This is a genomic window from Larsenimonas salina (assembly GCF_023736155.1).
In the GTDB taxonomy this organism is placed as follows: domain Bacteria; phylum Pseudomonadota; class Gammaproteobacteria; order Pseudomonadales; family Halomonadaceae; genus Larsenimonas; species Larsenimonas salina.
The window spans coordinates 75,167-95,816 of record NZ_JAMLJJ010000005.1; the positions used below are offsets into that span (position 1 = coordinate 75,167).

18 protein-coding genes and 1 tRNA gene are annotated in these 20,650 nt (G+C 61.6%); 12 read left to right on the forward strand and 7 right to left on the reverse strand.

Annotation, left to right across the window (positions count from 1 at the left end; genetic code table 11):
- The first annotated feature begins 119 nt into the window (after positions 1–119).
- Positions 120–1,952 carry a glycoside hydrolase family 15 protein gene (locus NAT23_RS10840; RefSeq protein ID WP_251928217.1) on the forward strand — a complete coding sequence of 611 codons (1,833 nt, stop codon included), beginning with the start codon at positions 120–122 and terminating at the stop codon, positions 1,950–1,952.
- On the opposite strand, the gene NAT23_RS10845 is transcribed toward NAT23_RS10840, so the two are convergent.
- Both NAT23_RS10845 and NAT23_RS10850 read right to left on the reverse strand, forming a co-directional pair.
- Positions 1,937–2,524: a gamma-glutamylcyclotransferase gene (locus NAT23_RS10845; protein WP_251928219.1), complete on the reverse strand. Its 588-nt coding sequence runs from the start codon at positions 2,522–2,524 to the stop codon at positions 1,937–1,939. The genes NAT23_RS10840 and NAT23_RS10845 overlap by 16 nt on opposite strands.
- An 88-nt stretch (positions 2,525–2,612) precedes the next feature.
- Complete coding sequence (locus NAT23_RS10850; RefSeq protein ID WP_251928221.1) at positions 2,613–2,936, reverse strand: c-type cytochrome; 324 nt, start codon at positions 2,934–2,936, stop codon at positions 2,613–2,615.
- Between the two features lie 158 nt (positions 2,937–3,094).
- On the opposite strand from NAT23_RS10850, the gene NAT23_RS10855 reads away from it, so the two are divergent.
- Positions 3,095–3,171: transfer RNA gene (locus NAT23_RS10855), tRNA-Arg, on the forward strand.
- Positions 3,172–3,173: 2 nt separating this feature from the next.
- Here NAT23_RS10855 and drt4 read toward each other — a convergent pair.
- Together drt4 and NAT23_RS10865 are read right to left on the reverse strand one after the other, a co-directional pair.
- A complete protein-coding gene (drt4, locus tag NAT23_RS10860; RefSeq protein WP_251928223.1) occupies positions 3,174–4,799 on the reverse strand; it encodes an antiviral reverse transcriptase Drt4 in 1,626 nt (541 codons plus the stop codon).
- An 84-nt stretch (positions 4,800–4,883) separates the two neighbouring features.
- Positions 4,884–5,513, reverse strand: a complete 630-nt coding sequence (locus NAT23_RS10865; RefSeq protein ID WP_251928226.1) for a LysE family translocator — start codon at positions 5,511–5,513, stop codon at positions 4,884–4,886.
- A 287-nt stretch (positions 5,514–5,800) separates the two neighbouring features.
- Here NAT23_RS10865 and NAT23_RS10870 point away from each other — a divergent pair, with 287 nt between their 5' ends.
- The 7 genes from NAT23_RS10870 (at position 5,801) to NAT23_RS10900 (ending at position 13,440) form a co-directional block, all read left to right on the forward strand.
- Positions 5,801–6,631, forward strand: a complete 831-nt coding sequence (locus NAT23_RS10870) for a glycosyltransferase family 2 protein (RefSeq protein ID WP_251928228.1) — start codon at positions 5,801–5,803, stop codon at positions 6,629–6,631.
- Positions 6,631–6,918: a lipid-A-disaccharide synthase N-terminal domain-containing protein gene (locus tag NAT23_RS10875; RefSeq protein WP_251594757.1), complete on the forward strand. Its 288-nt coding sequence runs from the start codon at positions 6,631–6,633 to the stop codon at positions 6,916–6,918. The genes NAT23_RS10870 and NAT23_RS10875 overlap by 1 nt, the downstream gene beginning before the upstream one ends.
- A gap of 16 nt (positions 6,919–6,934) precedes the next feature.
- Positions 6,935–8,668: an ArnT family glycosyltransferase gene (locus NAT23_RS10880; RefSeq protein WP_251928230.1), complete on the forward strand. Its 1,734-nt coding sequence runs from the start codon at positions 6,935–6,937 to the stop codon at positions 8,666–8,668.
- A gap of 94 nt (positions 8,669–8,762) precedes the next feature.
- Positions 8,763–10,391, forward strand: a complete 1,629-nt coding sequence (locus NAT23_RS10885) for an ArnT family glycosyltransferase (protein ID WP_251928232.1) — start codon at positions 8,763–8,765, stop codon at positions 10,389–10,391.
- Between the two features lie 76 nt (positions 10,392–10,467).
- On the forward strand, positions 10,468–11,508 hold the full coding sequence (locus tag NAT23_RS10890; protein ID WP_251928234.1) for an SDR family NAD(P)-dependent oxidoreductase: 1,041 nt from the start codon (positions 10,468–10,470) through the stop codon (positions 11,506–11,508).
- 161 nt (positions 11,509–11,669) lie between these two features.
- Complete coding sequence (locus NAT23_RS10895) at positions 11,670–12,134, forward strand: hypothetical protein (protein ID WP_251928236.1); 465 nt, start codon at positions 11,670–11,672, stop codon at positions 12,132–12,134.
- Positions 12,135–12,333: 199 nt separating this feature from the next.
- Entirely contained in the window at positions 12,334–13,440 is a 1,107-nt protein-coding gene (locus NAT23_RS10900; RefSeq protein ID WP_251928238.1) for a 5-methyltetrahydropteroyltriglutamate--homocysteine S-methyltransferase, read from the forward strand.
- A gap of 97 nt (positions 13,441–13,537) precedes the next feature.
- On the opposite strand, the gene NAT23_RS10905 is transcribed toward NAT23_RS10900, so the two are convergent.
- Together NAT23_RS10905 and NAT23_RS10910 are read right to left on the reverse strand one after the other, a co-directional pair.
- Positions 13,538–14,341, reverse strand: coding sequence for a DODA-type extradiol aromatic ring-opening family dioxygenase (locus NAT23_RS10905; RefSeq protein WP_251928240.1), 804 nt, complete (start codon positions 14,339–14,341; stop codon positions 13,538–13,540).
- A gap of 31 nt (positions 14,342–14,372) precedes the next feature.
- Positions 14,373–14,759 carry a DoxX family protein gene (locus NAT23_RS10910; RefSeq protein ID WP_251928242.1) on the reverse strand — a complete coding sequence of 129 codons (387 nt, stop codon included), beginning with the start codon at positions 14,757–14,759 and terminating at the stop codon, positions 14,373–14,375.
- A 118-nt stretch (positions 14,760–14,877) separates the two neighbouring features.
- On the opposite strand from NAT23_RS10910, the gene NAT23_RS10915 reads away from it, so the two are divergent.
- Complete coding sequence (locus tag NAT23_RS10915) at positions 14,878–15,774, forward strand: LysR family transcriptional regulator (RefSeq protein ID WP_251928244.1); 897 nt, start codon at positions 14,878–14,880, stop codon at positions 15,772–15,774.
- 13 nt (positions 15,775–15,787) lie between these two features.
- Here NAT23_RS10915 and NAT23_RS10920 read toward each other — a convergent pair whose 3' ends face one another.
- A complete protein-coding gene (locus NAT23_RS10920; RefSeq protein WP_251928245.1) occupies positions 15,788–16,741 on the reverse strand; it encodes a mechanosensitive ion channel family protein in 954 nt (317 codons plus the stop codon).
- A 141-nt stretch (positions 16,742–16,882) separates the two neighbouring features.
- Between NAT23_RS10920 and NAT23_RS10925 the strand changes: the two genes are divergently transcribed.
- The gene (locus NAT23_RS10925) at positions 16,883–17,791 is read left to right on the forward strand and encodes a LysR family transcriptional regulator (RefSeq protein ID WP_251928246.1); all 909 of its coding nucleotides are present in this window, start codon (positions 16,883–16,885) and stop codon (positions 17,789–17,791) included.
- 122 nt (positions 17,792–17,913) lie between these two features.
- Complete coding sequence (acnA, locus tag NAT23_RS10930; protein WP_251928247.1) at positions 17,914–20,589, forward strand: aconitate hydratase AcnA; 2,676 nt, start codon at positions 17,914–17,916, stop codon at positions 20,587–20,589.
- Positions 20,590–20,650: the final 61 nt, after the last annotated feature.

Here is a 20,650-nt window from a genome sequence, read left to right on the forward strand (position 1 = left end):
GGTGGTGTACAGCATAGCTGCTATCGAATCCGACTTAGCGCGCTATGCTTTCAGTATACCAACTCGCGTCAAGATACCGACTCGCCCCAAGAGACCGACCCACTGATGGAACCGACTGCATGACCCTGACTCGAACCGTGACCAACCCTGAGCGCGAGCGTGGCTACAGCCCGCTTGAAAACTACGCCGCCATCGGCGAGGGCCGCTCGGTGGCGCTGGTGAACATGGATGGCGCGATCGACTGGTGGTGCGCCCCCACCATGGACCGTTCGCCGCTGTTCGACCGGCTGCTTGATGCAGAGCACGGTGGTCATTTTGTGCTCACGCCCCGTGGCCCCTACAGGGCCGAGCGCCGCTACCGGCACAACAGCAACGTGCTGGAAACCACCTTCATTACCGAAAACGGCTCGGCCCGCGTGACCGAGTCGATCAACAGCAATACCGCCGGCCGCCTGCCCTGGTGTGAGCTGGCGCGCCGGGTCGACGGCGTGGAAGGGGAGGTCGAGTTCGACATTCAGTTCGTGCCGGGCACGCAGGTTCAAACCGTCAGCCCCTGGCTTCAAACCACCACGCTCGGTGAGGTCTACAACATCGGCCCGCTGATGGTGATGGTGCGCCACAGTGACGATGTGCACGTGACCGAGGCCTCCGACCGCGCACTGACGGCGTGCCTGACGGCCCGTGAGGGCGTGCGCTCGATGGTGGCGCTGTTGGCCGCCGAGGGCGAACCGCTGGCGGTGCCGTCGATTGACAAGATCGACGAGCGCATCGACGTCAGCGATTTCGCCTGGCGCGACTGGGCCGAAAAGCTCGATTACGACGGTGACTACAAGCAGTGCGTGCTGCGCTCGGCGCTGGCGCTCAAGTTCCTGCTGTACTCCCCGAGTGGCGCCATCGCCGCCGCCGCGACCACCTCGCTCCCCGAGGGCATCGGCGGCGAGAAAAACTACGACTACCGCTACGCCTGGGTGCGTGATGCCTGTCTTGTCATCAAGGCGTTCGTACACGCAGGCGCTCTGGAGGAGTGCAAGGCCGCGTTTTCGTGGCTGACCGCCACCATTCATCGCCATGGGCCGAACATGCGCGCCTGCTATACGCTGGAAGGCGCCCTGGTGCCGGCCGAGCGCTACCCCGAACTCGAAGGCTACATGGGCTCGCGCCCGGTGCGGGTCGGCAACAACGCCAAGGATCAGCTTCAGACCAGCATGTACGGCGACATGTTGGCCACCGCGTCGCTGTTCATCGAGGCAGGCCATGTGATCGACATCGCCACCGCCAGGCTTCTAGGCGATCTCGCCAATCAATGCGCCGACCGCTGGCAGCAGAAGGACTGCGGCATCTGGGAGCTGCCGGAAACGCACCACTACACCCATTCCAAGATGGCGTGCTGGCTGGCGCTTGATCACGCCGTGCGTCTGGCGGACGACGGCCACATCGAGCCGACCTGGAAAGCGCGCTGGCAGCGTGAGCGTGACCGCATTGCCGAGTGGGTCGAGGCGAACTGCTGGTCACCCGCGCGTCAGGCCTATGTGTTCTACCCGGGCACCGAAAAGCTCGACGCCGCCATGTGCCTGACCCACCGCTTCGGCACGGGCGTCAACCCTGAGCGGATGGCGCTGACCTACCGCGCGATTCGAGAGGAGCTGGGTTCAGGCGCGCTGCTGCACCGTTATTCCGGCGCCGAGCAGGAGGAGGGCGCGTTTCTGGCCTGTTCGTTCTGGATGGTTGAGGCGCTGGGCGCCACTGGCGAATGCGAGGAGGCGCACAAGCTGATGCAGGGGGTCACCGAAGTCAGCAACAACAACCTCGGCTTGATGCATGAAATGATCGACCCGGGCAGCGGCCGGGCCCTGGGCAACTTCCCCCAGGGCCTCAGTCATCTGGCGTTGATCTGCGCCGCCAACGTGCTTTCCGGCGGCAAGAGCGAATCGACCGATCAGGACCCGGCGTAGGCGCTCTCGCCGATAAGTTCGCGCAGGTGGCGCTCGATTTCGAACACGTGCGGGTCCTCGTCGTTCAGATCGCGCAGGGAATCGGCGAGCTTCAACAGATACTCGCGGTTGGGGCCGCTCGGCCCCTCGGACACCGCGATGTGCGCGGCAATTTCCGCCTCGCTCGCCTCGCCGAGCCAGGCGGCGTTGTCGGGCCCGGCCCAGTAGACAATGCTGTCGGTCATCTCGTTGGTGTCGAACGTCATTGAGATGGTGCGCCGCAGATAGCCGTTCTTCTCGCGCACATCGAGGCTATCGAACACTTCCGGTGTGACCAGATACCCCATGCCCCAGCAGATGGCCTCGGACGATTCGATCAGCGTCGCCACGCGCCCCGGCGCTTCCGGCGTGCCGCGGTGGTCGTGAGAGCCTTGCCAGAACCGGCGCTCATAGCCGCTGATCCACGCCGGGCGGCGCTTTATGTACTCGAAGCCCGCCTTGAAGATCAGCGAGCCGTAACCGAACAGCCAGACGGGTTTATCGCCTTCGAAAGCGCTGTTCTGACGATTTATCTCGGTGGTGTCGTGTGCCATGAGGTCTCTAATCGTTGAGCGAAGGGGTATGCACCCTATCAAAAAAAGCGCCCGTCTGAGCGCTGTATTTAGGCAGTGCTAATAAAAGTTACTGGCTCGGAAGCTCGACTCCGCTCTGGCCGACCATATACTCCACCGCCGCCTTCACCTGTGCTTCACTCAAGCTTGAATTGCCGCCTTTCGCCGGCATGCCGCCCACGCCCTTGATGGCGTTGTCATAAAGCGTATCCATGCCGTGGCTCTCGACCAGATGCTGCCAGGTTTTGGTATCACCGACGGTTGGCGCACCGCCGCCCCCACTGTGGCACATCGCGCAGTTATCCTGATACACCGATTCGCCCTCGGGCGCGGCCAGGGCCAGTGGTGCCAGCAGCAGCGCACCCAGCGCCAGCGATACAGTCTTTATTCGCATCCTCGATTCTCCGTGTCGCGGTCATGAAACGGGCCACTCAAGCGGCCTCTTGGTACTGTTACTATAGAGCACGCGCCGAGGCCCCGCGTGGTTCGTGACATGGACAACGCCTGGGGATATCCGTACAATGCCACGCGTCGCTGCAACGGCGACCTCGCGCGCCCATAGCTCAGCTGGATAGAGTACTGCCCTCCGAAGGCAGGGGTCGAAGGTTCGAATCCTTCTGGGCGCGCCATCTTACTCTTTTTGCTCAGAAAGCCAGTTTTTAAAGCTTAGTGTTTCTTCCCTGCTGTCAAATACGTATCCAAACTTTAGATACTCGCAATAGCTTTCTGCCAAAGTTATTCCGTTATCCCAAGTTATAAAATTAACCTTGTAATCTTTTAGGATTCTGAAAGTTTCATCATCTTCATAAGGCTTTTTTATCAGATCTTTTGAGTATAGCTGGTAGAGAAATATCCAGTTTTGATCTTTTTCAAAATCTGTTTTTTTAATTAAAGAGCATGCATAGTCTAATATCGCTGCCTCAGCAGGTTTGTAATCTGACAATATTGCTAGACTAACTGGGTCTTTTAACTTTAATACTTCATAAATGCTGTCTTTATATATTCTAAGGTTGTTTTTTATAAGTATGTATAGAGCCCACGCAACGCCATCCGATCTTCCGTCTTTTGAGTGTTCTTGTAGAATTGAGTTGATTTTTTCCTCTAACGGGCTGATTAAATAAAAAGAGCCACCTTCGGGTGCTTCGATTTTATCTAAAAATGGCAAAAGTACGGGGTAGTGCCAGCTTAAGTTAATTATATATTTGGCAATTGATTCACTGTGCTCTGACGGTATGTAATTTATTATTGAGCTAAAGGCGAATTTTAAAACGCTTCCGTCAGGAGTTTTTTGATTGATCCTTATAGCGTAATCAACGAAGTTTATTACTTCAGAAATAGAGAATTCAGTATTTCTTTTGTTTGGTCCAAGGCTAAATGGTTTAGCTCTATTAAGCTCTATAACCCAGTCGGGGCAAAGGGGCTCAGGTTGTTCAATAATTGAGGTCTTTGTTAAATTCAATGTAAGTTTGAATTTAGATAGCTCATTTCCTAACGTACGTATAAAGCTTTGTGCTTCTTCATGCGTTTTACATAAGCACGTGTAGTCATCTATATATCTGACGAATTCGAACCCTTGGATGCCAAGTTTTTCATCGATTTTGCTTAATATTATCTCTGCACATAGGCTTGATGTAGCGGGACCTATAGGGATACCTAGAGTTTCTTTTCTCTTAGACATTCTAACTGTAGTGTCTAAATCTTCAGACCAGTGCTTTTCTCGTAATGGTCGTTTTTTAGAGAGGTTGTCTTTCGTGTTCTTGAATCCTCTTAAAGCCCATTCGAAAGAGTGAGAGTAAACTGATCCAAAGAAATTGGATATATCTGTATGGACTCTAAATTTTTTGGCAAAAGATAAATCGAGAAGATTTGTGACTTTATCATCATATTTTTCATAGTTCATGATGAAAGCTCGGCCATCGTTATGCTGGTTTGGTCTTATGATGCTAAATTCATTAGTGTATAGACTTTCTAAGTGCTCCCAGTTTTCTATGAAACATTTGACAACGTCAGAGTGAGCTTTAGGATGAACAAGGCTTAAAATGCGTGGAACGTTATTGTATCTGGTAGCTCGGTATTCTACTAAATCATATCCTTCCGATCTTTTTCTGCATTCGGCTAACATTTCAGATATTTCAGGTGTAAAACTTTTACTAGAGACACATGGTGGTAGCTCCCAAGTACCTTCCTTTTGATTTGGGAAATAGTTCCATCGTGTTAATGCCTCGTGTAAATGCCTTTTATCGCTATTGAAAATCATCCTGTATCCTTTTGTTTGTTTATAATTATTTTGTCTTTTGAATTTTGATAGCGCTTGTAAGTGGTAGCTATAATTTTTTATTACTCACCGATGCGACACCGCCAACGCCCCGCCGGCGGCGATGAACAGCCCGCCGGTGGTGCGGTTAAATAGCCGCACGCGGCGGGGGCTCTTGAACCAGCGGCCGATGGCGCCGCCGAGCGCGGCGTAGGTGGTCATGGCGGTGAAGTCGACCGCGAGCCACGTCAGCGCAAGCAGGGTGAGCTGGGGCATAAGCGGCAGGCTCATATCCAGGAAGTTTGGGAACAGCGCGCCGAAGAACAGCAGATCCTTGGGGTTGCTGAGGCCGATGCCGAGCCCCTTGCGAAAGCGCCTGCCCGCCGATGCCGCCGGTAGGGGCGCGTCCTCCGCCGTCGTGTCCACCGGTGCGGCCGGGCTCCGCCAGGCCTGCACCCCCAGATAGATCAGATACCCCGCCCCGATGATCTTGAGTGCGAGAAAGGCAAGCTCCGAGGTCGCAAGAATCGCCCCGAGCCCGAGGGCAGATAACCCCATCAGCATCAGTGAGGCGGTGACGTCGCCGGTCACCGAGGCCAGCGCCCGGCGCCGGCCGACCCGCACGCCCTGATGCATGCACAAAAGTGCGACAGGGCCTGGAAACGCGATCAACGCGGTAATCACGCTTAGGTAGGTCAACCAGATCGCCAGATCCATGGGCACTCCTGCGGATGAGGGGCGACGGGGCGAGCGCGTCGCGCGGTTCTATAAGAAGGCCCTGATTCTGTCTCAAACCCGCGGACTGGACAATCCGTGGTAGTGCTGCAATTACTTCAATAGAGCGCGCGGTGGCCCGAGAGCGTTAAGGAAACCCTCATGCAACGTTAATAAAACGATAAGTTTTCGTTGCTATTACTTGCACGCTCACGGCGCAGCGGGCAAGGCGAGCCCCGCGCGCGTTACTGAATAGCATTGATCGTCCACCCCACTAAAAGGCCTGCCCGATGTCTTCTCCCCTGCTTTCGGTGTTGATTCCCGCCAAGGATGAAGCCGGCAATCTGCCCGGCCTGCTCGATGAAATCGCCGCGGCGCTCGGGGAGGTTCCGCATGAAGTCATCGTGGTCGATGACGCCTCAAGCGATGAGACCTGGACACTTCTGACCCGCCGCGCCGAGCGTGATGCGCGCCTGCGCCCGCTTCGTCACGCGAAAAGCGCGGGGCAGAGCACCTCGGTGTGGCAGGCCGCCTGGGCGGCGCGTGGGGAGTGGCTGGCAACGCTTGACGGCGATGGCCAGAACGACCCGGCGGATCTTCCGGCGGCGCTTGCCAAGGCCCGCGAGACCGGCGTAACGCTGGTGGCGGGGCACCGCACCAACCGGCGCGATGACTGGCTCAAGCGGGTGTCCTCGAAAATCGCCAACCGGGTGCGCGGTGCGCTGCTCGATGACGCCACGCCAGACACCGGCTGCGGGCTGAAGGTCATTCGGCGCTCGGCGTTTCTGGCGCTTCCCTATTTCGATCACATGCACCGCTTTTTGCCGGCGCTGGTGCGGGCCCAGGGCGGCTCCTGCGTGTCGGTGCCGGTCAATCACCGCCCGCGCGGGGCCGGGCGCTCGCACTACGGCCTCAACAACCGGCTGTGGGTGGGACTTGTCGATATGGTCGGGGTGATGTGGCTGCGTCGGCGCAGCAGGCTGCCGGCGACGTTCATCTTCGAATCCGGGCGCGAGTCCGAATCCGAGCCCCGGCCCGAGACCGCCTCCGAGGCCGAATCCAACAAAAGAAACGCGCCGGAGCTCGAGCGGCCGGCCGCCTCCGGGCAGGTGACGCCGTGATGCCCGAGTGGGGCTGGGTCGCGCTCGGGTTTGTCGGCCAGGCGCTCTTTTCGATGCGCTTCATCATCCAGTGGCTTGCAAGCGAGCGCGCCCGGCGCAGCATCGTGCCGGTCACGTTCTGGTTCTTCAGCCTCGGCGGCGGCGCCACGCTCCTGATCTACGCGATCTACCGCAAGGACCCGGTGTTCATCGTCGGCCAGGGCTCCGGCCTTGTGATCTACGTCCGCAATCTGATGCTGATTCGTCGGGAGCAACGCCAGGCGGCGCCGCCCGAGACGACCCCTTAAGCGACAGGAGCCTTGCATGCGCCCTTTGAACCTTGCGCCGTCGGTCACGGCGTACCGCATTGCCTGGGCGCTGCTCGCGCTCACGGCCCTCGTCCTGATCGGCATCGGCACCGGGCTTCGTGACCCGTGGCCGGCCGATGAACCCCGCTTTGCGCTCAACGCGCTCGAGATGCTGCGCACCGGCCAGTTCTGGTTCCCGCACCGGGCCGGAGAGCTCTACCCCGATAAACCGCCAGTGTTCATGTGGGCCTCGGCGCTGTCGATCTGGCTGACGGGCTCCGTCCGGCTCGGGTTTTTGATCCCGACCGCCCTGAGCGCGTTCGGGACGCTTCTGCTGGTGGTTGATCTCAGCCGGCGCGTCTGGGGCCGCCGGGTGGCAATCTTCTCAGGCGTTGCGCTTCTGAGCGCGCTTCAGTTCATGCTGCAGGCGAAAACCGCCCAGATCGACATGATGCTGACGCTGTTCACCACCCTTGGCAGCTACGGCATTTTGCGCCACGCGCTGCTCGGGCCGTCGAAGGGCTGGTGGCTTGCCGGCTGGGCGGCGATGGGCGTGGGCATTTTGACCAAGGGCGTCGGCATTCTGCCGCTGGCGTTGCTGCCGGCGCTGTTCTGGTTCGCATTCCGGCGCAAGGTGTCGCCGGTGGGTGGGCGTGATCTGTTAAAGGGCGCTGGCGTTCTTCTTGCGGTCGTCGCGGCCTGGGGCGTGCCGATGATTCTGATCGCGACCTTCGGCGACGACCCGAGCCTTGCCGCCTACCGCGACAACATTCTCTTCAAGCAGACCGGCGAGCGCTACACCGACTCGTGGGTGCACGTGAAGCCCTGGTACTACTACCTGACAAGCGTGCTGCCGTGGGCGTGGATGCCGCTGGTGCTGGCGCTGCCCTGGGCGGTACCGGCCTGGGCGCGCCGGTTGAGGCGCGGTGACGCCCGCGTACTGATGCCGCTGAGCGCGCTGGTGCTGATCGTGATGTTCTTTTCACTCTCGCCCGGCAAGCGCGGCGTCTACATGCTGCCGACGCTGCCGCTATTGGTGTGGTCTCTGGCGCCACTGTTGCCGGGGCTCTGGCGTCGCGCACGGCTTCAGTGGCTGGGGGCGGGGCTGTTGGCGCTGATGGGGGCGGTGCTTCTGGTAGCGGGTGTACTCGGCGCGCTTGGCCTGCCTTCGCTTGAGGCGCTGGCCGAGCGCCACGGCGTGCATCCCTGGGGCTGGTGGGTGGTGCTCGGCCTTGCCGCGGCAGTGCTTCTGGCCTGGCGCGGCCCGCGCCGGGGGCTCGAGGCGCTCGGGCTGTGGCTTTTGGTGTTCTGGGTCAGCTGGTCGACCTGGGCCTACGCCCTGCAGGACCACGCCCGCTCCCCGCGAGACATGATGACCCACGTCGAATCGATCACCGGGCAGGGCACCTGGCTTGCGCTGCCGGACGCCGACGAGGAGTTCGTGCTGCAGGCGCGCCAGCCAAGCGTTCAGTTCGGCCATGAAACCCCCACCGCCGCACAGTTTTCCCGCGCCTTTGCCTGGCTTCAGGCCGAGCCAGACCGCTGGCTGTTCGCACGCCGACGGCAGGCGGATGACTACCCCTGCATCGATCGCACCCGCATGCAGGACCTTGGCGTGCAAAACGGCGATCACTGGTGGCTGATCCCGGCGGCCGCGACGCGCACGTGCACAGGCGATGCGTCAGCGGCGCCGGTATTGGTCGCGCCGACCACGCTCCCGGACCCCGCCGGCACCGCCCCGACGCGGTGAGGCGCGGGGCGGTTGGATAAAGCGCGTCACGTAATACTTTCTTAAGTCGGCGAGGCCATGATGACGCTCGCTACCGTTTTGGACCGAGGCCATCATGGCAACGACCTGTCGCATCTCCCCCATCCGCGCGCTTGCCGCGCCGCGTGCCCACCGAGCGCTGGTGGTGATGGCGCTGCTGTGGTTGGCGATGGTGGTGAGCGCGCTGTGTCGCCCGCTGTTGCCCATCGGCGAGACGCGCTACGTCTCGGTGGCCTGGGAAATGTGGGCGGGTCACCATTTCTGGGTGCCGGTGATGAACGGCGCGCCCTACGCCGATAAACCGCCGCTGCTGTTCTGGTTGATTCACGCAGGCTGGGCGGTGTTCGGCGTCAACGCCTGGTGGCCGAGGCTGATCTCGCCGCTGGCCTCGCTTTTGGCCCTGGTGCAGCTCTATCGCATCGCCCGTGGGCTCGGTTACGCCCCGGCGCAGGCCCGGTGGGCGCCGCTGGTGCTCTTGACCCTACTGCTGTGGCAGCTTTACAGCGGCGCGCTGATGTTCGATGTGCTTCTGAGCGCGTGTCTGCTCGGCGCCATTGCACCGCTTGTAAGTGGCGCGTTTGACGCTCGCCGGGCGCTGGCCTGCGGCCTGTGGCTGGGCGCGGCGCTGCTGGCCAAGGGGCCGGTGGCGCTGGTCACCTTTCTTCCGATTCTCGCAACTAGCCCCTGCTGGCGAGCCGAGCCATTGAGCGGCGCGCAGTGGCGGCGCGTGCTGGGTGCGCTCGGCCTTGGCAGTGCGCTTCTGCTTGGTTGGGCGCTGACGGCGGCCTGGGCGGGCGGGGGTGAGTTCGCCCGCATGCTTCTCTGGGGGCAGACCGTTGATCGTCTGCACGATTCGATGGCCCACGCCCGGCCCTGGTGGTGGTATCTGCCCTGGCTTGTGGTGCTGCTCTTTCCCTGGTCCCTGTGGCCGTCGGCGTGGCCCGGCCTGCCGCGTCGTCGTCATCAGCGTCTGGCTTGGTTCTGGACGCTGCCGGCCCTGGCGGTGTTTTCCCTGATCAGCGGCAAGCAGGTGCACTACCTCATGCCGGTGCTGCCGGGCGTTGCGCTTCTGGTGATGGATCGACTGACCCGTCCTTCATGCTCTGGTTCGGCGTCCATGAAGCCGGCGTCCTTGAAGCCAGTAGCACTGGCGCTTGCCGGGCTGGGCGTCGCCGTTTCGGGGGCGCTGGTGTTCGGCGTCGGGGCGGTCGACACCACCCTGATCTCGCCATTCGGCGCCGTGCTTCTGATCGGGCTTGGCGCGCTTCTTTGGTATCAGCCGGCCCGGAACACTCTTGCCACCGCGCGCACGCTGGCCGTGGCCTGCACGGCGTCGGTGGTGATCGTGGTGCAGGTGATGCTGTTTCCGCTGTGGCAGCGCGAAAGCGTGATCGGCCCGGCGGAACTGATCGGGTCACTTCAGCGAGAGGGCGTGCCGGTGGCCTACGTCGGCGGCAACTATCAGGCGACCTTTCAGTTCGCTGGCCGCCTGCGCACGCCGTTGGCGCCGGTGTCGGATTCACGCGCGCTTTGTCGGTTTCGTACCGCCCACCCCGAGGGCTGGGCCGTCGGGCGCACGCGAACGCTCACGCCCTGGCTTGAGGGCCACGCGCTTCGCCGAACCTTTCTCTACCGAAGCGGCACGCTGGTGGTGCTGCCAATCGGCACCGACGTTCGACCCAATGCCTCGGAGAGCTGCCCGTGAGCACCGCCTACCTGCGTCTACCGCTTTTTTTCAACGATCTGATCCTAGATTGCCCGTCTCGATTACAGGAGTCCGCATGACCATTCTCGTTACCGGCGCGGCCGGCTTCATCGGGTTTCACCTCGCCAACCGTCTGGCGCGGGAAGGGCATCGCGTGGTGGCGCTCGATAATCTCAACGACTATTACGCGGTGTCGCTCAAGAAGGCGCGGCTCGCCCAGCTTGAGGGGCCGCACATCGAGACGATCGATGTGGCGGATCTGCCCGCGCTCGAGGCGCTGTTCGCCCGCGAGCGGTTTACCCGGGTGGTGCACCTGGCGGCGCAGGCCGGGGTGCGGCATTCGGTTGCGCACCCCCACGAGTACGGTCGCAGCAACATGATCGGGTTTTTGAACATCCTTGATGTGTGCACCCGCTTTGACGTTGAGCACCTGCTCTACGCATCGTCGAGTTCGGTGTACGGGCGTCAGGAGACGCTGCCGTTCCGGGAGAGTGACCCGGTCGACCGCCCGGCTTCGCTCTACGCCGCCTCCAAGCGCGCCAACGAGATGATGGCCTACAGCTACGCCGACCTGCACCGGCTGCCCGCGACCGGGCTGCGGTTCTTTACGGTCTACGGCCCCTGGGGCCGCCCGGACATGGCACCGAGCCTGTTCGCGGAGCGTCTGATGCGCGGCGAGCCGATCGATATCTTCAACCACGGCCAGATGGCGCGGGATTTCACGTTTGTCGATGACATCGTCGAGTCGATCGTCCGCCTGATTCCGAAGGCGCCCGGCGCGAACGGTGAGACGCCGCACGCGATCTACAACGTCGGCCGGGGCGAGCCGGTCTCGCTTCTGAGCTTCGTCGAGCTGTTGGAGCGGGCGCTCGGCGTCAAGGCGCAAAAGCGCTTCAAGCCGATGCAGCCGGGCGATGTCGAGCGCACCTGGGCCGATACCAGTGCGCTTCAGGCGGTCACCGGCTACCGGCCACAGGTGTCGCTCGAGGTGGGCATCGAGCGCTTCGTCGACTGGATCAAACGCTATCATGGCGCCCCGTCAAGCACGGTGAAAGCGCCCCGCCAGCCGCAGTCGGGCGGGCCCGTCATGCGCGACCTGCACTCGGTTCGGGTGTGAACGCACCGTCCGGGTGTCGTCGGGCGTGATACTAGGTGGCGCAGGAAAGGGTAAGAAAGGGCAGGAAAGGGCCGCGTGTCGATGCCGGGTTGCCCCGCCTGCCCGGCCTGTTAGAGTAACGCCGCACATGAGTTTCGAGTTGGTTCAGGGCCCTGCGCATCATGAAGTATCTGCTTGTCTTTATTGCCGTTATCCTTTGGTGCACAACGATCTACACCTTTGCCGTGACTAAGCGGCACTGCGCCTATTCCCACGTCTATGGCAAGGATCTATGCCTGGTTGCCAAAACGCTTGCCGAGCGTGAGCGCGAGGATGACCGGCCGATCCAGTTCGACCCCGATATTCACGTGCGCCATGTGCACGCCCGAGACAGCACACTCTCGTTCGATGCCCACATGAACGAGACCAAGCAGGACATCATTGAGCGCATCTGGGGCCTTCCCGTCGCCCAGCAGAAGGTGGACACCTTTCTTGCCGGGCACTTGAGCTACGGCATCTGCCACTACGCGGCCAATCAGTGGCTTGAGACCTTTCTGATCAACAAGGGCACCGCTGAGTACCACGTGCTTGATCGCAACGGCCAGAGCATCGGCGAGACCACGCTTACGCGCCTTCGCTGTCGCTGACGGTATCGACGCGTGCTTACATCACGTCATGACTGCTTCTGTTCGAGCGCCTATTCTTAGTTGAATTTCATTCATGATAGTCGCGAAAAGACACCAATGGTCGAGTGCTACCGCAAAGTGCATCATTAGCACCCTCACTAAATCACAGGCGGTGTCCATGACCTAACGTCGATGGGTGCTGTATTAAAAGGACAAGATCATGTCTTACCAAGAGCCGTTTCGCGCCGACATCGTCGGCAGTTTCCTTCGCCCGGCCGCGCTCAAGCAGGCCCGCACGAAGTTTCAGCAGGGCGAGATCGGACGTGCCGAGCTCAAGGCGGTGGAAGACCGTGAAATCAAGCACGTGGTCGAGCAGCAGGAAGCACTGGGGCTCAAGGTCGTCACCGACGGTGAATTCCGCCGCGCCTGGTGGCACTTCGATTTTCTCGAACACCTGAACGGCGCGACCGGGTATCAGGGCGAGCAGGGCATTCAGTTTCAGGGCGTTCAGACCTCGGCCAAGCAGGTGCGAATCGACGGCAAGGTCGGTTTTAACCCCGAGCACCCGATGCTCGAGCACTTTCGCTACCTCGATAGCGTCTCGACCGTCACGCCCAAGATGACGATTCCAAGCCCGAGCGTGCTGCATTTTCGAAACGCTGGCACCATCGACCAAAGCGTCTACCCCTCGCGCGAGGCGTTCTTCACGGACCTTGCCGACACCTACCGCGACGCCGTGCAGGCGTTCTACCGCGCCGGGTGCCGCTATCTCCAGCTCGACGACACCGTCTGGGCCTATCTCTGCTCCGATAAGGAGCTGGCGGCGGCCGCGGCGCGCGGGCTCGACACCGCCCACCTTCAATCGATCTACGCCGATGTGATCAACCATGCGCTGGCCGACAAGCCCGATGACCTGCACGTCAGCCTGCACGTGTGCCGCGGCAACTTCCGCTCGACCTGGATCAGCGAAGGCGGCTATGAGCCGGTGGCCGAGACGCTCTTCGGCAAGGTCGGGATCGATGCCTGGTTTCTGGAGTACGACAGCGACCGCGCCGGCAGCTTCGACCCGCTGCGGTTCATTCCGGAAGGCCATCAGCAGGCGGTGCTCGGGTTGATCACCACCAAGGTCGGTGCGCTCGAGGACGAAGGCGCCGTGCGAGCACGTCTCGAGGAGGCGACCCGGTTCGTTGCCAAGAATCAGCTCTGCCTGAGCCCGCAGTGCGGGTTCGCCTCGACCGAGGAGGGCAATGATCTGGCCGAACAGGCTCAGTGGGACAAGCTCAGATTGACGCTCGACATCGCCAGGCGGTTCTGGGGGCAGGGGTAAGCGCGACGTTGTCGCACAAAAAAACCGGCGGCCCTTGAGAGGTCGCCGGTTTTTTTGTGCGCGCTTGATGCGTAAGGCGTTTTACGGCAAGTGCGGCTCAGGCGCTGTGACGAAGCGCCGCCGCGCTCTGCCGGCGTGTGAAGAGATAAGCGTCCATGGCCAGCGCCTGTTCCGAGATCACCGGATTGACGCGGGTCGGCGCGGCCGCGTCGGCGGCGCCGAGCGCGACGAACAGCGGCAGTAGATGCTCCTCGCTTGGGTGGGCACGCCGGGCGCCCGGGGCAAGCGCCCGGTAGTTCATCAGTTCGGCGTCCTGACGGGTTTCGAGGCGTGAGCTGACCCACTGCTGGAACGCCTCGACGTAGACCGCGATGGACGGCGCTTTATTGCCTGCGTCGGTGAGGTTGTGGGTGATGCTGCCTGATGCGATCAGGAGCGTGTCGTCATCCAGTGCCTCACAAAGATGCTGGCCCAGCGTGTAGTGCCACTCGGCGCTGGCCCGAGCGTTGATCGACAGCCCAACGACCGGGATGTCGGCGTCCGGGTAAAGATGTCGAAGCGGGGCCCACATGCCGTGATCCAGCCCGCGTCGGTGATCGACCTGCGCCTCGACCCCGCCGGCGTTCAGGCACTCGGCCACGTCATTGGCAAGCTGCGGGTCGCCCGGTGCCGGGTAGCGAATCCGGTATAGGGGCGTCGGAAAGCCGTAGAAATCGTGAATCGTCTCCGGGAACGCGCTTTCGGTCAGGCGAACCGGGGTGGTCGACCAGTGGGCCGAGGCCACCACGATGCGCTTTGGATGGGGCAGGGACTGGGCCAGCGCCTGCCAGGCGCGGGCACTCTTGCTTTGATCGATCGCCTCGAGCGGCGAGCCGTGTGAAATGAACAGTGCGTGTGCCATGAGCCTACCTCCTGTCTGTGATAGCACGCGTTCAGTTGCGATTGATTAGCCCGGGAAGTGTCAGCTTGCCGCCATCGAGAACGCTCAGGGCAAGCGCCGTCACTGCCAGAAAGGCCGGGTACTCCCAGCCGCCGCCCGGCGCGGTGAACATCCAGCCGTTGCCCAGGTGCGGCATACTGGCACCGACCAGCTCGAGCCCGGTAATCGGCCAGGCAACCCAGGCCGGAAGCCCGATGGACTCAAAGAACTGACCGGTGCCCGCCAGTGTCCAGACCAGGACCTTGGTCAAACCGTGTGCAATGAACATGACGCCAAGCGCCAGGCGCAGCAGCAGCGAGGCGATGTCGTGGCTTGCGATGACCGAGGTCGATGAGTCGGAAGAAGCGGAGGCGGTGAAAGTGGTGGGAGACGTTGACATGAGCGGGCTCCAGAATCGTTGAACACAAAATGCGTTGGAATGTGCGCAGTTTGATTGCTTCCTTGGATGGGATAAACATGCTAATCAAAGAGATATTGTGTTCGATCTGGAAACAATCATGGATACCGTGACGGCTTTGAAGGTCTTTTCCGAGGTGGCGCATCATGGGGCGTTCACCGCCGCCGCCGAGCGTTTATCGATGTCGCGTTCCTCGGTCAGCAAGCACATCGCCTTTCTTGAACAGCGCTTCGGCGCACGGTTACTCAACCGCACCACGCGGCGGCTCAGCCTGACCGAGGCCGGCCGGGAGGTGCTTGCGCGCACCGAGATCATCCTGCGGGAGTTTTCAGAGCTCGAGGGGGCGCTTCACGAGGATCAGGCCTCGCTCAGTGGACGTCTACGCGTTAGTGCGCCGCACTCGTTCGGAACGCGCTATCTGGGCCCGATTCTTGCCGATTACCGCACGCGTTATCCTTCGGTCACGCTCGAGCTGTTTTTGAGCGACCGGCAGATTGATCTGGTGGAGGAGGGCTTTGATATGGCGCTTCGCATCGGCGCGCTGGAGGATTCGACGCTCGTGGCGCGCCGCATCGGCGACATTCGTATCTTGCTGTGCGCCTCGCCGGAGTACCTGGCACGGGTTGGCACGCCCACGCACCCCTGGGAGCTTTCCCGTCATCAGGGGCTTCATTATCGCTACGCAAGCCGCGGGCAGCGCTGGCAGTTTACCCGCGAGGACCAGGAGTACAGTGCGGTCGCGCGCGCAGGAATGACCGCCAACAGCGGCGAGGTGCTTAGAGACATGGCAATCGCCGGGCTCGGCATCACGCTGCAGCCCGAGTTCATGCTGAAGGAGGCTCTCGAGCGCGGGGCGCTTGTACGAGTACTGCCGGACTACGATCACATCATGCTGGGCCTTTACTGTGTCTATGCCCACCGCAATCAAATGACGCCGCGACTTCGAAGCTTGATCGAGCATCTGCATCAGTGGGTCAACACCCATGGCGTGCCATGAGCGGTCGCGCTCGTTACCGCGTGGGTGCCGCCGGTGGCGCGTCGTCGCCTGCCTCGGGCGTCGATGGGTTCTTGAGCGTCGATGGGTCCTTGAGTGTCGGGTCCTTGAGTATTGATCGGTCCTTGAGCGTCAACGGCTCCTTGAACGTCAGCGTTCGATAGGGGAAGGGAATCTCGATACCGGCGGTATCCAGTGCGCGCTTGATGGCGGTGACGACCTTATCCCGACTTTGGTGCATGTCGATCGGCTGCGAGGCGGCCCACCACCGGACGGTGAAGTCGAGCGAGGAGGCGTTGAATTCGCGCGCGTAGACCTCGACCCCGCGCTGATGCTCGATCTCCTCGATGTGCGACAGGGCTTCAAGAATCACGCGCCGGGCGGTGTCGATGTCCTCGCTGTAGGCCACGCCGACGACCAGATCGAATCGTCGAATGGGCAGATCCGTCAGTACGTGCACCGGGTTCTTGAACAGGAAACTGTTCGGCACCAGTACGAGCTGGCCGTCGGTCTTTCGAAGGTAGGTCTCTCGCACCGTGATCTTTTCAACGCGCCCGCGCACCTGCTCGCATTCGACGAAATCGTTGATGCGCATCGGGCGGCGCAGCATGATGAGTACGCCCGCGAAGAAGTTCTCGAAGATATCCTTGAACGCGAGCCCCACCGCGACCGACCCGAGCCCCAGTACGGTCAAAAGCTTGCCAGGCGTCAGGCTTGGAAAGATCACCGTCGCGGCGATCAGAGTACCGATGACCCACACCGTCACCCGCATCAGGCTGACCAGAAGCTCGGTCAGCGCCGGGCGGATCGACGAGCGCGCAAGCGAGGTTCGGATCACGTAGCCTAGAAACGCTGCAACACCCCAGGTCAGAAGCAGACAGATCGCGGCGACGACGAGCAAGGGCATGACCTCGACAAACCCCAGCCACATGCTCTGCGCTCTTTGATACAGCGGCTCGATCAGCGTCATGCGTGTTCTCCGTGAGTCAGTCCGGTCTAGTGACTATAAACCGAGCCGAGGGCGCGTGCTCACGATTGCGGTTTGACAGTCGCCAGCCGGGCTGGTGGAGTAGCGAGCCCAGCCAACGCTTTTCGAGGCGTTGGCTTTCCAATGACATGTGAATCCATTGCCATGCGCTTCGATCTGACCTCGTTGAACCTGTTTCTGGCCGTCGCTGAAGAGAAAAGCCTGACGCGTGCGTCCAAGCGGGCGCACTTGGCTGTCTCCGCGATTAGTAAACGAATTGCGGAGCTTGAGCAGCACGTCGGTGCGCCGCTGTTCACCCGGTTCTCTCGCGGGGTCGAGTTGACGCCGGCCGGTCAGTCGATGCTGAGCTATGCGCGTCAGGTATTCGAGACACTCCACCTGATGGAGCAAGAGCTGGGTGACTATTCGGCCGGGATCAAGGGGCAGCTCCGTCTCCACGCGACGACCTCGTCACTGGCTCAGTTTTTGCCGCGCGATATCGAAACGTTTTCGGCACTGTATCCGGGGATCCGGTTCGACATCGAGGAGCGGGTGGGGGCCGCCATTGTCAGAGCCGTTACCGACGGCCGAGCCGATCTCGGTATCTTTGCCAGCCGGACCCCGGCCCCAGATCTTGAAACGATCCACTACCGCAGTGATGAGCTGGCGGTCGCCGTGTCGCTGGATCATGCGCTTGCAGAGCGTGACATGGTGCGCTTCAGTGAGGTAACTCGCTACGAATTCATCGCCTCCCACGCCGAAAGCGCGCTGTATGCGCTGGCCACCCAGGAGGCGGCCAAACTGCATCTGTCACTCAAGGTGCGTATTCGGGTAAGCAGTTTCGACTGCATGTGCCAGCTGGTGGCCGGTCGGCTGGGCATCGCTATTTTGCCGCTTCACGTCATCAGGATTTATGCGCAGTCGTTGCCGATTGTCGGGCTGACGCTGGATGAAAGCTGGGCGAAGCGCGATCTGCAAATCGGCATGCGCAGCTTCAGTTCGTTGCCCGCCACCGCCCGGGCCTTTGTCGAGCACCTGGGGAATTCCGATTGAGCGGCGGTCGTTCTCGCACGGAGAACGCTCTTTTGGCGAAGCTTCAATATTGCTCTGGGAAAAGATGAAGTAGCGTGTCATGACTCGTGCCACCGACCGGGCACACAAGGAGATCATGGCTGATGTTTCCCACCTCGAACGAGATGTTACCGCGGACGCTGGACGTTGCCGGTACGCCCTACCGTTACCTGGCGCTTTCGGATATCGTCGCGCCCGAGCACCTGGGTCGGATACCCTATTCCCTGCGTTTGTTACTTGAAAACGTGGCACGCCGCTGCCCTGAGCGGCTGGCCGATTTTACCTCGTTTCTGTATGGCGAGGGGGGGAAGGGTGAGGTCAGCTATTACCCCAATCGGTTGATGTTTCACGACACCACCTGCCTGCCGGCGCTGGCCGATTTCGCCGGGATGCGTGATGCCGTCGATGAAATGAATGGCGATGCTCGTCGCATCAATCCGGCCATTCCGGCGGTGCTGGCCATCGATCACTCGGTGATCGTCGAGCACTTCGACGCCCCTGACGCCTTTGCCCGTAACCTGGACATCGATTTTCATCGCAACGCCGAGCGCTATCGTTTTTTGAAGTGGGCCGAGCGCAGTTTGGATAATTTCCGGGTCGTACCACCGGGGACTGGCATCATCCATCAGGTCAATATGGAGTCGCTGGCCACGGTGGTGTGGACTACACCCGCCGAGGATGGCGGGCCGGACTGGATTCACCCGGACAACATGGTTGCTACTGACAGTCACACGCCGATGATCAATGCCCTCGGTGTGCTGGCGTGGGGTGTGGGTGGCCTGGAGGGCCAGGCCGCGCTTCTTGGCGAGCCGGTTACCCTGACGCTGCCGGAGGTGGTGGGCATTCGTTTGACCGGCGCATTGCCACCGACGGTTACGGCGATGGATCTGGCCCTGCGTGTGGCGGAACTGTTGCGTGCCGAGGGTGTGGTCGGAAAGTTCGTCGAGTTTCACGGCCCAGGACTTGATGGCCTGAGCCTGGCCGCACGCGGCACGGTGGCCAACATGGCGCCTGAGTACGGCGCGACGGTGGTGTTTTTTCCGTTCGATGACATCACCATGGACTATCTGGCGCTTTCCGGCCGCGACGCGTCGCTACGCGAGCGGGTGGGAACCTATCTCAATGCACAGGGGCTGTGGCGCCATGCTGACGACCCCGAACCAGAGTTCGATCGGCATCTGGCGATCGATCTTTCCGCGATCGAGCCTAGTGTAGCTGGGCCGCATCAGCCTCATCAACGCCACGACCTGAGCGCGCTGGCATCGTCCTATCAGGCGCTCGGTCGCCCGTCGACACCCGCGGCTTCGCCGCTGGCGACCAGCCGCAGCGGCGCTCTGGCGCTGCCGGAGTGGGCCGAGTCGCTGGATCACGGCGCGGTAGTGATCGCTGCGATAACCAGTTGCACCAATACAGCCAACCCGGCGGAAGTGATTCAGGCCGGGCTGCTGGCGCGTAATGCCCGCCGGCTAGGGCTTGAGCGTAAGCCATGGGTCAAGTCGTCGTTGTCGCCAGGGTCGCGGGTGGTGATCGATTACCTGCGCCGCTCCGCGCTGCAAAACGAGCTTGATGCGCTCGGCTTCGCGCTGACCGGCATTGGCTGCATGACCTGTATCGGCAACTCCGGCAGCCTGATTCCTGAAGTAGAAGCCCGCGTCGATGCGGGACTTGACGGCGTCGCGGTGCTGTCCGGTAACCGCAATTTCCAGGGGCGGGTCAATCCGCGAGTGTCGTCAGGCTATCTGATGTCTCCGGCGCTGGTGGTGGCCTATGCCATTGCCGGAGACATCACCCGTGACATCACCCGTGAGCCTTTGAGCTACACCGCCGCCGGTGAGCCGGTGTACCTGGCCGAGCTGATGCCGACTGATGAAGAGATCGAGGCCGTGATTCGCGAGACGGTGCGCCCGGAAGACTACGCCGCGCGCAATGACAGCCTGTGGACCGGCAGCGACCACTGGCAGCAGCTCGATGCCGAGGGCAGCTTGCGATTCCCCTGGCTGCGCGAGTCGACGTATCTTCGCAGGCCGGCCTACCTGGAAAGCGTACCGCCCAGCGCGCGCGATACGCTCGCGATTCATGGTGCGCGTGTCCTCATGCAGCTGGGTGATAACGTGACCACCGACCATATTTCCCCGGCAGGTGCGATTCCGTCGGATAGCCTGGCCGGTGAGTACCTGCTGGGCATGGGCGAGGCGAAAGGCGATCTCAATCAGTATTCCACGCGCCGCAGCAATCACGAGGTCATGCTGCGCGGGGCCTATACCAATCGACGGGTGAGCAATCAGCTGCCGGGAACCCAGGTGGGCGAGGGTGTCTGGACACGGCCGTTGGATGGCGGTGAGCCTCGTCCTCTATTCGAGGCGGCTCAGAGTTATATTGCCGCGGGGGTGCCGCTGGTGGTGTTTGCCGGCATCAATTATGGCGCGGGCTCCAGCCGTGACTGGGCGGCCAAGGCACAGGCATTGATGGGGGTGCGGGCCGTCATCGCACGCAGTTTCGAGCGGATCCATCGCAGCAACCTGATCGGAATGGGCGTATTGCCGCTGCTGCTGCCGGCCGACGTCGATGCGGCGTCGCTCGAGCTTGGTGGTGAGGAAACCTTCGACCTTGATCTATCCGATGAGCTAGTGGTGGGGCCGAACCCGGTTTCCCTGCGCATCCATCAAGACGGGCAGACCCGAACGGTGGCATTGACGCTGAACGTCGACTCCTCACAGGAACGATCCTACCTGCGTCATGGCGGCATCCTGCCCTATGTCGTGCGCAAGACACTGCAGTAAGTGGACACGATGCGGACGATGCACCGCGCACCTGAGATAACGCGCGCGAGGCAGAGCGCTG

Excerpts from the sequence above, each read along its gene's own strand:
- NAT23_RS10840 (WP_251928217.1), top strand. The coding sequence starts at position 120 with ATGACCCTGACTCGAACCGTGACCAACCCTGAGCGCGAGCGTGGCTAC.
- NAT23_RS10845 (WP_251928219.1), bottom strand. The coding sequence starts at position 2,524 with ATGGCACACGACACCACCGAGATAAATCGTCAGAACAGCGCTTTCGAA.
- NAT23_RS10850 (WP_251928221.1), bottom strand. The coding sequence starts at position 2,936 with ATGCGAATAAAGACTGTATCGCTGGCGCTGGGTGCGCTGCTGCTGGCA.
- drt4 (WP_251928223.1), bottom strand. The coding sequence starts at position 4,799 with ATGATTTTCAATAGCGATAAAAGGCATTTACACGAGGCATTAACACGA.
- NAT23_RS10865 (WP_251928226.1), bottom strand. The coding sequence starts at position 5,513 with ATGGATCTGGCGATCTGGTTGACCTACCTAAGCGTGATTACCGCGTTG.
- NAT23_RS10870 (WP_251928228.1), top strand. The coding sequence starts at position 5,801 with ATGTCTTCTCCCCTGCTTTCGGTGTTGATTCCCGCCAAGGATGAAGCC.
- NAT23_RS10875 (WP_251594757.1), top strand. The coding sequence starts at position 6,631 with ATGCCCGAGTGGGGCTGGGTCGCGCTCGGGTTTGTCGGCCAGGCGCTC.
- NAT23_RS10880 (WP_251928230.1), top strand. The coding sequence starts at position 6,935 with ATGCGCCCTTTGAACCTTGCGCCGTCGGTCACGGCGTACCGCATTGCC.
- NAT23_RS10885 (WP_251928232.1), top strand. The coding sequence starts at position 8,763 with ATGGCAACGACCTGTCGCATCTCCCCCATCCGCGCGCTTGCCGCGCCG.
- NAT23_RS10890 (WP_251928234.1), top strand. The coding sequence starts at position 10,468 with ATGACCATTCTCGTTACCGGCGCGGCCGGCTTCATCGGGTTTCACCTC.
- NAT23_RS10895 (WP_251928236.1), top strand. The coding sequence starts at position 11,670 with ATGAAGTATCTGCTTGTCTTTATTGCCGTTATCCTTTGGTGCACAACG.
- NAT23_RS10900 (WP_251928238.1), top strand. The coding sequence starts at position 12,334 with ATGTCTTACCAAGAGCCGTTTCGCGCCGACATCGTCGGCAGTTTCCTT.
- NAT23_RS10905 (WP_251928240.1), bottom strand. The coding sequence starts at position 14,341 with ATGGCACACGCACTGTTCATTTCACACGGCTCGCCGCTCGAGGCGATC.
- NAT23_RS10910 (WP_251928242.1), bottom strand. The coding sequence starts at position 14,759 with ATGTCAACGTCTCCCACCACTTTCACCGCCTCCGCTTCTTCCGACTCA.
- NAT23_RS10915 (WP_251928244.1), top strand. The coding sequence starts at position 14,878 with ATGGATACCGTGACGGCTTTGAAGGTCTTTTCCGAGGTGGCGCATCAT.
- NAT23_RS10920 (WP_251928245.1), bottom strand. The coding sequence starts at position 16,741 with ATGACGCTGATCGAGCCGCTGTATCAAAGAGCGCAGAGCATGTGGCTG.
- NAT23_RS10925 (WP_251928246.1), top strand. The coding sequence starts at position 16,883 with ATGACATGTGAATCCATTGCCATGCGCTTCGATCTGACCTCGTTGAAC.
- acnA (WP_251928247.1), top strand. The coding sequence starts at position 17,914 with ATGTTTCCCACCTCGAACGAGATGTTACCGCGGACGCTGGACGTTGCC.